Origin of the sequence: Devosia sp. YR412, from assembly GCF_900110945.1 — a bacterium.
GTDB lineage: Bacteria > Pseudomonadota > Alphaproteobacteria > Rhizobiales > Devosiaceae > Devosia.
This window is the reverse complement of record NZ_FOFL01000003.1, coordinates 402,104-415,000: the sequence shown is the minus strand read 5'-3', so window position 1 is coordinate 415,000 and position 12,897 is coordinate 402,104. Positions and strand designations below refer to the sequence as shown.

At 63.5% G+C, this 12,897-nt stretch carries 8 protein-coding genes; 1 reads left to right on the top strand and 7 read right to left on the bottom strand.

Annotation, left to right across the window (positions count from 1 at the left end; genetic code table 11):
* The first annotated feature begins 443 nt into the window (after positions 1-443).
* The gene (locus tag BM045_RS13260) at positions 444-2,408 is read left to right on the top strand and encodes a M23 family metallopeptidase (protein WP_092184013.1); all 1,965 of its coding nucleotides are present in this window, start codon (positions 444-446) and stop codon (positions 2,406-2,408) included.
* Between the two features lie 40 nt (positions 2,409-2,448).
* Here the strand turns inward: BM045_RS13260 and BM045_RS13255 are convergent, their stop codons facing one another.
* The 7 genes from BM045_RS13255 to ptsP form a co-directional block, all read right to left on the bottom strand.
* Entirely contained in the window at positions 2,449-3,924 is a 1,476-nt protein-coding gene (locus tag BM045_RS13255) for an MFS transporter (RefSeq protein WP_244522991.1), read from the bottom strand.
* Positions 3,925-3,954: 30 nt separating this feature from the next.
* On the bottom strand, positions 3,955-4,293 hold the full coding sequence (locus tag BM045_RS13250; protein WP_092184011.1) for a VOC family protein: 339 nt from the start codon (positions 4,291-4,293) through the stop codon (positions 3,955-3,957).
* Positions 4,294-4,570: 277 nt separating this feature from the next.
* Positions 4,571-7,186: an ATP-dependent chaperone ClpB gene (gene clpB / locus BM045_RS13245; RefSeq protein ID WP_092184009.1), complete on the bottom strand. Its 2,616-nt coding sequence runs from the start codon at positions 7,184-7,186 to the stop codon at positions 4,571-4,573.
* 182 nt (positions 7,187-7,368) lie between these two features.
* The gene (locus tag BM045_RS13240; protein ID WP_092184007.1) at positions 7,369-8,124 is read right to left on the bottom strand and encodes a DUF4167 domain-containing protein; all 756 of its coding nucleotides are present in this window, start codon (positions 8,122-8,124) and stop codon (positions 7,369-7,371) included.
* A 335-nt stretch (positions 8,125-8,459) separates the two neighbouring features.
* On the bottom strand, positions 8,460-9,284 hold the full coding sequence (prmC, locus tag BM045_RS13235) for a peptide chain release factor N(5)-glutamine methyltransferase (protein ID WP_348271253.1): 825 nt from the start codon (positions 9,282-9,284) through the stop codon (positions 8,460-8,462).
* Between the two features lie 23 nt (positions 9,285-9,307).
* Positions 9,308-10,384 (bottom strand): peptide chain release factor 1, encoded by a 1,077-nt coding sequence (gene prfA / locus BM045_RS13230; protein ID WP_092184003.1) that lies wholly within the window; start codon positions 10,382-10,384, stop codon positions 9,308-9,310.
* A 189-nt stretch (positions 10,385-10,573) separates the two neighbouring features.
* On the bottom strand, positions 10,574-12,841 hold the full coding sequence (gene ptsP, locus BM045_RS13225; protein ID WP_092184001.1) for a phosphoenolpyruvate--protein phosphotransferase: 2,268 nt from the start codon (positions 12,839-12,841) through the stop codon (positions 10,574-10,576).
* Positions 12,842-12,897 lie beyond the last annotated feature (56 nt).

Sequence of the window (12,897 nt, the reverse complement as noted above, 5' to 3'; positions counted from 1 at the left end):
CTTGCCCGCCGCCGTTTGGCGCCGCGCCCTGAAGCGATGACCGGGTTATAGGGGCGGTCCGTTTTTCTGTAAACCCCCAAAAACGACAAAAGCGTCATTTTCTAAAACCGCCCTGGGAGGGGGTGTGGAAAACTCGACTGAACCACCAGAGATTGCAGGCCTTAGCGCCGATGGAGCTGTTCTAACCTGTTCAGATGAACGGATTCTGACGCCGAAAACCGGTTTGTGATGACCATCAGCAGCGTTCTGGGGGGCTCACCACCCTGGTCCCGTAGTTCTGCCGCATTTGTTTTGGATCAGGACAGCTGATTAATATAGACTCCGCGCACGCACGTGAGCGTTGCGCGTGAAAGCCGGCCGCAAGACCGGATCGGGGGACCTGCCGTGAAAGATCAAAGGATGGGGCGTTGAACGCAACGCAGAGAAACCGTCATGCGGCTCTCTTGAAGTCCACTGGCTTCGAAGACAGCCCTGCCCTGACGGTGCAATCGACCGATGGCGAAATCCCGCATGGCCGCGAGCTGAGCTTTGCCTGGCTGACCGGTACGGTAATGACAGGGCTGACCTCGGTGCTGCTGATGGGCGCCGCGCTCTATGTCTCCTTCCAGGGACAAGCCAGCTTCTCCACCGCCTATGAGGCGCTGCAGATTTCCCGGCCCAAGTCGGAAGCGCTGACACCCACCGATCTTTCGGCCAAGACCTCCCGGCTTCGACCGGTGACGGCAACCCGGTCGGATCTCGAAGTCATCGAGGCCTCCATTCGCGAGACCGTCGATGGCCGCGACATGATCCGCAACCAGCCCTTCATCCGCATCAAGGCGACACTGGCCACCGCGCCGACCTCCCTGTCCGATGGTGTGCCGGACTATGATCCGGTGGCCATTCTCAATGCCACCCAGCCGATCGAGGCGACGGCGGCCAATATGGACATCAATACCGATGTCTATGGCGCCGAGGTCGAGGGCGAGGTGGCAGTCAAGCTGGCGGCCATGCCCACGACCTTCGTGCCGCCGCGCGCCATCTCCGATCAGAATGCCGCCGAATATGTGCGCAGCGTCGTTGAAGCGACCTTTTTCAGCGATGACGAAGTGCCGCCAACCCTGGCCTATGCGGCGCTTGGACCAAGCGTACGGGACCTCGGCCTGCAGCCGGGCGGCACGACGCTGGGCGGCATTGCGGAAAATGTCACCGTGGTGCCGAAAACCATCCAGGCGGCTGACGCGACGCTGGGCCGGTCGGAACGCATTCTGACCATGCGCGAGCGCACGCCCCTTAACGACGTGATGCGCCGCAACGGCTTTACCGACGCCATGATCACGGCGATCGATACGACGCTGCAGAATGTCTTCCCATCGACCGACCTGCCGACCGGCGCGCGCCTGCGTATCCTGTTCGGACCGTCGCGCACCTCCAATACGCTGATCCCCTATCGGCTCTCGATCTACCTGCATGACGAGGGCGCCAATGTGGACGTGCATCGGGCCACGGTGGCGCTCACCGACAAGGGACAATATGTGCTGGGCCTGGCGCCGGCCGAAATCCAGTTCCCCGAGGAAGACACCGAAGAAGTCAATGTCGCCAACCTGCCGAGCGTCTATCGCTCGATCTGGGAAACCGGCCGCAAGCATGACCTCGACGACGCCACCATCGAGCGCATCATCGGCATGTTTGCCTATGACGTCGACATGACCAAAAAGATCGCGGCCGGCGATGCGATTGAAATTCTCGAATCCGCACCCGACGCGGCCGGCAAGACCGAACTGCTCTATGTCGGCCTGACGCTGGGCAGCACCTCGCGCAAGCTCTATCGCTTCGGCACGACCGACGGCGGCATCGACTTCTATGATCCCGATGGCGAAACCGGCAAACGCTTCCTCAACCGGCGGCCGCTGGAAGGCGGCGGCACGTTGCGCTCGCGCTTCGGCTATCGCATCCACCCGATCTTCAAGACGCGGCGCCTGCACACCGGTGTCGATCTGGCCGCTCGCTCCGGTACGCCGATCTATGCGGCCGGCGATGGCACGATCGAATATTACAAATGGCAGTCCGGCTACGGCAACAAGATCGAGATCAAGCACGTCAATGGCTATGAAACCGCCTATGGCCACCTGTCGCGCTATGTCGACGGGCTGGGCGTCGGCAGCCATGTGCGGCAGGGCCAGCTGATCGGCTATGTCGGCTCGACCGGCCAGTCGACCGGCCCGCACCTACATTTCGAGATCAAGATCAACGGCAACCTGGTCGATCCGCTCAGCGTCAAGCTGCCCAAAGACAATGTGCTGCCCCAGCAATATGAGGCGCAGTTCCAGCAGACCATGGCGCAGATCAACGACCTGATGGCCCGCGAACCGGCGCCGGTGACGGTGGCGCAAGCAGCGACGCCGGCTGTGGTGACGGCAACGCCCTGATTGGCAAAGACGTCATTCCCGCGCCAGCGGGGATGGCCGCTCAGGAGCGGGCCTTCCGCTCCAGCGTCAGCCAGGCGACCACGGCGGAAACGACACTTAGGCCTGAGGTGATGTAGCAGACCATGGCAAAGGCCTGGTCGGTGGCGGCGAGGCGCAGGGCGTCCTGCTCGGCACTCAGGCCCTCGGCCATGGTGCCGAAAAAGATTGGCAGTTCGGCCGCTGCACCCAAAGCTTGCTCGAAACGCGAGGCGACCATAGCGCCCAAGAGCGCCACTGCCGCGAGGCCCGCGACACGCGCCACCGCATTGTTGACGCCCGAGGCCACGCCAGTTTCGCCATCGTCCACCGAAGTCATCACCGCGGTCGAGAGTGGCGAGACCACGAGGCCCATGCCCAGGCCAAGCAGGGCTATGCTTGGCAGGATGGCAAACCACACATTATGCAGCGGCGCGGTGAGGCCGAGCACGGCAAAGGCCGAAGCGACGATCAGCGAGCCGAGCGCGATCAGGGGGCCGGGACCGACGCGATCGGCCCAGGCGCCGCTGAAGGACGAGAGCGCGGTGAGGAGAATGCCCATGGGCAGGAGAGCCAGCGAGACCGTGGCCGGGGTCTCACCCCAGCCGCCGATCATGGTCATGGGCAGGAAGAACATGGTGCCGCCCAGCGCGAAATACAGCGCGAAGGTCAGACCATTGGCGCCGGAAAAGCCCCGGTTGGCGAAAAGCCGCAGCGGCAGCATCGGGGCGGCGCTGCGATGTTCCCAGACGAGGAAGGCGGCGGCGAAGAGCAATCCGCCACCGCACCACAGGATCGTATGCGAGAGCGGGGGTACGCTTTCACTGCCATCGCCGGTGAAGCCATAGGCAATCAGCATCAGCGCGAGCGTGGCCAGAATGGCGCCGACCCAGTCGAGCTTGCGGCCGGCTTCAGGACGGTCGGGCGCCACTTTGAACCAGAGCAGCGCCAAGGCGCCGAGGCCGAGCGGCAGGTTGACGGCGAAGACCAGCCGCCAGCTCCACTCGCCCAAAGCGGTGAGCAGGAAGCCGCCGATGATCGGCCCGGCAATGGAAGTCAGCGAGGAGGATGCGGCCCAGATGCCGATGGCGCGGCCGCGCTCTTCGCGCGGATAGGCCTTGGCGATGATGGCCAGACTGCCCGGCACCATGAAGGCGGCCCCTATGCCCTGCACGGCGCGGGCGATGACGAGGATCAGCGGCGTTGGCGCCAGGGCACAGATCAGCGAGGCGGCGACAAAGACCACGATGCCGAGGCCGAACATCTTGCGCAGGCCGAAACGGTCGCCGGCCGCGCCGCCAAGCAGGATCAGCGCCGAGAGGAACAGCAGATAGCCATTGCTGACCCATTGCGCTTCGGCCAGCGTCGCACCGAGATTGGCGCGAATGGCCGGAATGGCGATGGAAATCACCGAGCCATCGATAAAGCCCATGCTCGAGGCGAGGATCGCCGCCACCAGCACGAAGCGGCGGCTCTGCGGGGCGGCGATGTCATTGGTCATAGGGCGATCCGGCTGAAGGGTCAGCCCAGACTATTCTTTCGAGATATAGACCGCCATCTCGTTTCCACCCGGCTCGCGGAAATGAAAACGCCGGCCGCCGGGGAAGTCGAACTGCGGCCGGGTGATGACGCCACCGGCGGAGCGCACGCGACGTTCGGCGGCGTCGAGATCATCGGTACGGACAATCGCCATGGTGGCGGCGACCTTTTCGGCGGCCTGGTCGATACCGCTGTCGATGCCGGCATGGCTCAAGGCGTCATAGTCGGGGCCGTAGCTGACAATGCCCCAGCCAAAGGCGGCCTGGAAGAAGGCACTGCTGAGCACGCGGTTGGTGGAGGGGAATTCGATATAGTCGATTTTGTCGGACATGGGGTGCTTCGGAGTTCTTGATTTGTTCTATGCCAAAATCCCACGCAAGTGAATAGCTCCATCCGATGCTTCCACACACTTGGTGTCACCCCGGTCTTGAGCCGGGGCCCATCCTGAGATCCTGTCAAAAGCCGCAAGGTCGATCGGACGAACCACCTTGCGGCTGCACGACCATCTCGAGATGGATCCCGGCTCAAGGCCGGGATGACATCGCGTTTGGGGGGACATATCCGACGACAAAAAAAAGGGCCGGTCTCGCGGCCGGCCCTTCGTTCATTCACGCCGCAGCATCCGCGGCCCCTGCCTCGCCGGGCAAGAGAACAATACCGTCGTCATTGGCATCGACCACGACGCGGCTGCCATCGCTGACTCGACCGCCGAGGATTTCGTCGGCGAGGCCGTCCTGCACCGAACGCTGGATGACGCGCTTCAAGGGGCGCGCGCCATAGGCGGGGTCATAGCCCTCGTTGGCCAGCCATTCGCGGGCGCGGCGGGTCAGTTCGAGACTGATGTCGCGGTCCTTGAGCAGCTTTTCGAGGCGGCTGAACTGGATATCGACGATGGAACCCATGTGTTCGCGGCCGAGGCGATGGAACAGCAGGATTTCGTCGATCCGGTTCAAGAATTCCGGCCGGAAGGCCGTCTTGACGGTATCCAGCACCTTGCCCCGCACCAGCTCGACCGAGTCCCCATCCTTGAGGTCGACGAGATATTCGGCGCCCAGGTTGGAAGTCATGATGATGACCGTGTTGCGGAAATCGACCGTGCGGCCCTGCCCGTCGGTCAGGCGGCCGTCGTCGAGCACCTGCAGCAGGATATTGAACACATCGGGATGGGCCTTTTCGATCTCGTCGAACAGCACAACCTGATAGGGCCGGCGCCGCACCGCTTCGGTGAGCACGCCACCCTCGTCATAGCCGACATAGCCCGGAGGGGCGCCGATCAGGCGGGCGACCGAATGCTTTTCCATGAACTCGCTCATGTCGATACGGACCATGGCGGTCTCGTCATCGAACAGGAACTGGGCAAGGCTCTTGGTCAACTCGGTCTTGCCGACGCCGGTTGGCCCGAGGAAGATGAACGAGCCGATCGGACGGTTCGGATCTTGCAGCCCGGCGCGCGAACGGCGAACGGCTTTCGCCACCGCCGCTACGGCTTCGGCCTGGCCGATGACGCGGGCGCCGAGCGAAGCTTCCATATGCAGCAGCTTTTCGCGCTCGCCTTCCAGCATGCGATCGACCGGAATGCCGGTCCAGCGCGAGACGACGCCGGCGATATCGCTGGGCGTCACCACTTCGGCGGCCATCAGCGGATCGGCCTTGCCGTCGCCATTGGCGTCTTCGGCTGACTTGATGCGCTTTTCGAGATCGGGGATGACGCCATAGGCCAGCTCGCCGGCCTTGGCGAGATCACCCTGGCGCTGCGCGATTTCAAGCTGCGAACGAGCACCATCCAGGGCTTCCTTGAGCTTCTGGCTGCCCTGCAGGCGCTCCTTTTCGGCCAGCCATTTGCCGGACATCACCTGAGCCTGCTCTTCGAGCGTCGCCAGTTCATTCTCCAGCCGGTCGAGACGGGTCTGCGAGGCGTCGTCAGTTTCCTTGCGCAGGGCTTCGCGCTCGATCTTGAGCTGCATGATGCGGCGATCGAGTTCGTCCAGCGCCTCGGGCTTGGAATCGACGGCCATGCGCAGGCGCGCGGCCGCCTCGTCCATCAGGTCGATGGCCTTGTCGGGCAGGAAGCGGTCGGTGATATAGCGGCTCGACAAGGTCGCGGCGCTGACTAGGGCGGAATCGGAAATCCGGATGCCGTGGTGCAGCTCGTATTTTTCCTTGAGGCCACGCAGGATCGAGATCGTGTCTTCGACGGTTGGTTCGTCGACGAAGACCGGCTGGAAGCGCCGGGCCAGCGCCGGATCCTTTTCGACATGCTTGCGATATTCATCGAGCGTGGTGGCGCCGACGCAGTGGAGTTCACCACGTGCCAGAGCAGGCTTCAGCAGATTGGACGCATCCATGGCGCCGTCGGCCTTGCCGGCCCCGACCAGCGTATGCATTTCATCGATGAAGAGGATGATCTGGCCGTCGGAAGAGGTGACTTCGCTGAGAACGCTCTTGAGGCGCTCCTCGAATTCACCGCGATATTTCGCGCCGGCGATCAGCGCGCCCATGTCGAGCGAGAGCAGGCTCTTGTTCTTGAGCGATTCCGGCACGTCGCCATTGACGATTCGAATGGCCAGGCCCTCGGCGATGGCGGTCTTGCCGACGCCGGGTTCGCCGATGAGCACAGGATTGTTCTTGGTGCGGCGGCTCAGCACCTGGATGGTGCGGCGGATTTCCTCATCGCGGCCGATCACCGGGTCGAGCTTGCCCTCGCGCACATCCTGAGTCAGGTCGCGGGCATATTTCTTGAGCGCATCATAGCTGTTCTCGGCGGTTGCCGAATCGGCATTGCGGCCCTTGCGAATGGCTTCGATGGCCGCGTTCAGCCCCTGCGGCGTGACGCCGGCTGAGCTCAGGATCTTGCCGGCATCGGTATCCTTTTCGACCACCAGCGCCAGCAGCAAGCGCTCGACGGTGACATAGGAGTCACCAGCCTTCTGCGCGGCGCTTTCCGAGGTCTCGAAGACACGTGCGAGTTCGCGGCCAAGATAAAGCTGGCCGGCGTCGCCGGAAACGGTGGGGATTTTGGCAATGGCGGCTTCGACAGCGGCACGCACGGTTTGGGCGTCGCCGCCGGCGCGCTCGATCAGCCCAGAGGCCATGCCCTGGTCGTCATCCATCAGGACTTTAAGAAGGTGGATCGGCGCAAACTGCTGGTGGCCCTTGCCCAGCGCGATGGTTTGCGCGCTCTGGATAAAGCCACGGGCGCGCTCGGTGTATTTTTCGATATTCATTCAACTCTCCTGGTCTCGCCCGCAACCCGGCCCCGAAGGCACCAAGCATGCGGCGGAAGCGTCGTGCGATGGAACGCCTGGCAATCAGCGCTGCCCCATCACGAGGAGATATATGGGAGCCATTTTGCAAAGAAAAAGGCCGGACATCACTGCCCGGCCTTTTTCAAGAATGTGTCCGTCGCCTATTCAGCGGCGTTGGTCGTGCCGGCCGTCAGGAACGCCGGCAGGCCGCCGACGTCGGGCTGGTCGGCATTGGCCAGATCGCCATCGGCATTGCGGCGGCGACGCGGACGGCGCTCGCGCGGCTTGGGTGCATCACCTTCGGCACCGGCTTCGACCGGCGCTGCAGCGGGAGCGGCAGGTTCAGCGACCACGGGCTGGGGCTGTTCCACCGGTGTGACGGGCGCCTGCTGCTGCACTTCGCCTTCGGGGCGGAAGCGTTCGCGGTTGCGCTGGCGATCGCGACGATCACCGCGCTGCGGGCGCTCACCATCCTGGCGCGGCTGCTGTTGCTGGCCGTCCTGCTGCTGGCGTGGCTGTTCGCCAGCCTCCGGCTGCTCGTCGCCTTCACCCTGCGCATATTGCTGCTGCGGCTGCTGGGGCTGCGGCGAGGCGAAGCGGGAGTTCATATCCGGCATATCATCGTCGAAATCATCGTCGCCATCCGGGCGCTGGCCGTTCTGGGCCTGCTGGGCGCTGGAGACAATGCGGAAATAATGCTCGGCATGCTGGAGATAATTCTCCGCCATCACCGAGTCGCCGCTCGACTGCGCATCGCGGGCGAGCTGCAGGTATTTCTCGGCGACATGGGCAGCGTTGCCGCGCACCTTCACGTCCGGACCATTGCTCTCGAAATTGCGGGACAGCGGGTTGACGTGCTTGCGTCCACCGTTCCGGCTCCGCTGCCGGTTCTTGTTATTCTGGTTATTGGGTCTCATCTGGTCGCTTTATCTAACTCTAGAAAAATAAGCGTCACACTGCTGGCGGACCGGCATCTGCCTGGTCTGGCCAATCCGGATGCAGCCAATCTGGTCTGTCACCGGGTCTAACTTGGCTTCATGAAGACCGAACCGTCTGACGGCGCCCCGAACCCATCCCGCGTCGTTCCCGCCTTTGCCGGAACCGCACTGCATATTGCAGCCTATGGATATGTCGGGTGGCTAGTCGCCGTGGCGCTCATGAAGCGCCGTTGACAGCTAGGCCCAAACTATATCGTTCGCGTCTTCTTTGCCAGCATTAATTATCGGGGCTCACAGCCCCGTGCACGACTGGCCTAGATATGGTGCGCTGCGACCACACGATCAAGCTGGTTGAGGTCGCGATGCACGTTCACATCCTCGAAGCCGGCTTCGAGAAACAGCGCACTGACGGCGGCACCCTGGTCATAGCCGATTTCCACCAGCACCCAGCCACCCGGCTTGAGCCAATCGGCCGCTTGCGTCGCAATGACCCGATAGGGCGCGAGGCCATCGGGACCGCCATCGAGGGCAAGGCGGGGGTCAAAGTCCTTGACCTCGGGCGCGAGGGTTTCGACCACGGCGGAGGTGATGTAGGGCGGGTTGGAGGTGATTAGGTCGAAGCGATCTTCGTCGAGGGGGTCGAACCAGGAGCCGTGCGGGAAGGCCATGCGCCCGGACACACCGTTCCGCTCGGCATTGTCGTGCGCGGCTTCCAATGCCCGTGCGCTCAGGTCCACCGCCACCGCGCTCGCATCGCTTTGGTTGGCGAGAATCGCGATGGGGATGCAGCCGGTGCCGGTGCCAAGATCGAGCAGGCGCCCACCGGCGGGGAGATGGCCGAGGGCGAGGTCGACCAGCAGTTCGGTATCGGGACGGGGTTCGAGGGTGGCTTCATTGAGGATGAAGTCGAGGCCGTAAAACGCGCGAAAGCCGATGATGCGGGCGACGGATTCGCCGGTCATGCGGCGGCGGATCAGCTCGGCCACGCGGGCGGTAGCGGGCTCATCGACCAAGTCGTTCTCGCGGGTGGCGAGATCGAGGGTCGAGAGGCCCAACGCATGACCGGTGAGCAATTTTGCATCGGGTGCGGCGCTGGCGAAATCGAGACGCGTAAGCACATCGCGCCAGCCGCGCCACAGGGCGCCGATGCTGGGTTGGTCGCTCAGTTTGGGCTTTCCATGGCGGCAAGCTGCTCGGCCTGACTGGTGGTGATCAGCGCTTCGATCAGCTCGTCCAGTGCTTCACCGGTAATCACCTTGTCGAGTTTATAAAGCGTCAGGTTGATGCGGTGATCGGTGACGCGGCCCTGCGGGAAATTATAGGTGCGGATGCGCTCGGAACGATCGCCTGAACCGACCTGCCCCTTGCGCTCGGCGGATCGAGCCGAGTCGCGCTCTTCGCGCTGCATTTCATACAAGCGCGAGCGCAGCACGATCATGGCTTGCGCCCGGTTCTGGTGCTGCGACTTCATCGCGGAGGTGACGACAATGCCCGAGGGAATGTGGGTGATGCGCACGGCCGAGTCGGTGGTATTGACGTGCTGGCCACCGGCGCCCGAAGCGCGCATTGTATCGATGCGAATATCCTCGGTGCGGATTTCGATATCGATGTCTTCCACTTCCGGCAGCACGGCGACGGTGGCAGCGGAGGTATGGATACGGCCCGAGCCTTCGGTGGCCGGCACCCGCTGCACGCGATGCACGCCGGATTCGAACTTCATCCGGGCATAGACGCCCTTGCCTGAAACATTGGCGATGATTTCCTTGAAGCCGCCCATTTCGCCGGGGCTTTCCTCCATCACCGTGACCTTCCAGCCATGGCCCTGGGCGTAGCGCTCATACATGCGAAACAGGTCACCCGCGAACAGCGCCGCCTCGTCGCCGCCGGTGCCGCCGCGGATTTCAAGAATGATCGACTTTTCGTCGGCCTCGTCCTTGGGCAGCAGCAGAATGCGCACGGCCTGGAACAGGGTCTCGATCTTCTCGTCGAGTTCCTCGATCTCGGCCTGGGCCATTTCGGCCATATCCTTGTCGCCGCTTTTGAGCAGCACTTCGGCCTCGGCCCGATCGCTCAACGCCTTGTTATAGGCGCGGATCTCGCCGACGATCGGCGCCAGCTCGGCATGCTCCTTGGAAAATTTGACGAACTCGTCCGGCCCGGCGCCGCCCGACAGGGCTGCCTCGACATACTGGAACCGCGTCTCGAGCGCGTCGAGCTTGTCCTGGGGAAGAGATGCCATGTTCGTAAATCCCGTGCGGGCCGGAGCGCCGCATTATACAAAAACTCGGTGTCATCCCGGCGCAGGCCGGGATCCATCTCGAGATCGAACCACAGCCGCGAGGTCGCGGTGCAGGGCGACTACACCTCAGGAGGGATCCCGGCCTGCGCCGGGATGACATCGTGCGTGTAGAAGCCCCGGCGCTTCACGTCAAACTGGGAGATTCTGCTTTTCGATCCATTCCTGCAGCAATTGCCGGATCGTCACCCCATCCGCCCCATCGCTGAGCGCGGCATTGACCGAGGCGCGGATCGGCGCCAGATCGAGGTTGAGCACCAGTTCCTTGATCGGGCCGATGGAGGCCGGGCCCATGGAGAGGCGGGTCATGCCGACGGCCATCAGGGCCAGCGCTTCCAAAGGCTTGCCGGCCAGCTCGCCGCACATGGTGATCGGGATATTGTAGCGCCTGGCGGCATCGACAACCATGCGGATGGCGCGCAGGCGCGGCATGCCGATTGGGTCATAATTCTTGGCGACGCGCGGATTCGCGCGATCCGAAGCCGTGAGGAACTGCACCAGATCATTGGAGCCGATCGAGACGAAATCCGCCTCAGGCAGCAGCTGGTCGAGCTCGAACAGCAGCGATGGCACTTCGACCATGACGCCCAGCTCGAGCCGGGACGGGATCGCCCTGCCCTGGCGCTTCAGCCGATCAACTTCCTTCTGCACCACCAACTTGGTCTGCATGAATTCGAAAGTCTCGGTGACCATGGGCACGAGAATCTTCAGCGGCCGGCCATCGGCAGCCAACAGCAATGCACGCACCTGGGTGCGCAACAGGCCGGGCCGTTCGAGGCCGAGCCGGATCGAGCGAAAGCCCATGGCCGGGTTTTCTTCGGCCATCGAGCGCTGATAGGGCAGAACCTTGTCGCCGCCGATATCGAGCAGGCGGAACACCACCGGCCGCTCGCCAGCAATCGCCATGGCCTCGGCATAAAGCTCCTGCTGTTCATGGAGGCGCGGGAGCTTGGACGCGATCATGAACTGCAATTCGGTGCGGAACAGGCCAACGCCCGCCGCGCCGGTATCGTCGAGCATCGGAAGGTCGGCGACGAGACCCGAATTGTGCAGCAGGGTGATATCCACCCCATCCTTGGTGATGCTCGGCTTGTCCTTGAGCGCGGCGTAATGCGCGCGGCGCTTAGCAGTGACCCGCACCTTGTCGACATAGGCCTGTTCGATATCGGGCGTCGGGCGCAGATGCACTACGCCGGCCGGGCCATCGAGAATGATGTCATCGCCCGATTCGCACATCGAAACGATCGACTGCGCCTGGCCCACCGCCACCATGCCGAGCGAGCGCGCGACGATGGCCACATGGGCCGTGGTGCCGCCCTCTTCGAGCACGATGCCGCGCAGCTTGGTGCGGTCATATTCGAGCAGTTCGGCCGGCCCCATGTTGCGGGCCACCAGAATGGCATTATCGGGCAGGTTCTTCTTGCCCAGGGCGAGGCCATCGCCGGTCAGCACGCGCAGCAGGCGATTGGCCAGATCATCGAGATCGTGCAGCCGGTCGCGGATATAGGGATCGGTCTGGCGCAGCATGCGGGCGCGGGTATCGTTCTGCACCCGCTCCACGGCGGCTTCGGCCGAAAGCCCGTTCTCGATCGCCTCGGTCAGCCGGTGCACCCAGCCGCGGTCATTGGCGAACATGCGATAGGTTTCGAGAATTTCGCGGTGATCGCTGCCGCCGGCCATGTCGCCATGCTCGAGCATGACGTCGATCGAGACGCGCATCTTCTCGAGCGCCGCTTCGAGGCGCAGCTTTTCGGCGTCGGTATCCTCGGCGATGAAATTGGACACCACCACGCGCGGGTCGTGCAAAACCACCGTGCCCAGCGCAATGCCGTCGGTAAAACTCACGCCAGTGAACATGCGGGGACGCCTGAGATCGATATCGGACCCCGGCTTGATCAGATTGTCGAAATCCGAGGTGGCGATCATCTCGGCCAGGATTGTGGCCGTAGTCAGCATCGCTTCGGTCTCGTCCTCGCCATAGTGGCGATGGTCCGAATTCTGCACCACGAGGACGCCCAGGGTTTGCCCGGCTCTCAGCACCGGCACGCCGAGGAATGAATTATATTTGTCCTCGCCGGTTTCCGGGCGATAGGCAAAAGCGGGATGGCTGGGGGCATCGTCAAGCGACAGCGGCTCGGCTTCGGCAGCGATCAGGCCGACGAGGCCCTCGCCCAGCCGCAGCGTGGTCATATGCACCGATTCGGCAGCAAGGCCCTTACTGGCAAACAGCTCCAGCGCGCCGTCATCGCGCAGCACGTAGAAGGAGCACACATCGGCGCGCATATTGTCGGCGATCAGGCCCACGATCTTGTCGAGCCGCGCCTGCGAAGCCAGCGGCTCCGCCATCGTCTCACGCAACTGCCGCAGCAGCACCCGTGGTCCGCCTATGGTCGTGACCATCTTTGCCCTAGACGGCCCGCAAAGCCGCCCCCCTTGACCGGACGCGGCTCACTCCC

Bases quoted from the DNA above. Each gene is read 5' to 3' on its own strand.
- BM045_RS13255 (WP_244522991.1), bottom strand. From the start codon at position 3,924: ATGACCAATGACATCGCCGCCCCGCAGAGCCGCCGCTTCGTGCTGGTG.
- clpB (WP_092184009.1), bottom strand. From the start codon at position 7,186: ATGAATATCGAAAAATACACCGAGCGCGCCCGTGGCTTTATCCAGAGC.
- BM045_RS13240 (WP_092184007.1), bottom strand. From the start codon at position 8,124: ATGAGACCCAATAACCAGAATAACAAGAACCGGCAGCGGAGCCGGAAC.
- prfA (WP_092184003.1), bottom strand. From the start codon at position 10,384: ATGGCATCTCTTCCCCAGGACAAGCTCGACGCGCTCGAGACGCGGTTC.
- BM045_RS13250 (WP_092184011.1), bottom strand. From the start codon at position 4,293: ATGTCCGACAAAATCGACTATATCGAATTCCCCTCCACCAACCGCGTG.
- ptsP (WP_092184001.1), bottom strand. From the start codon at position 12,841: ATGGTCACGACCATAGGCGGACCACGGGTGCTGCTGCGGCAGTTGCGT.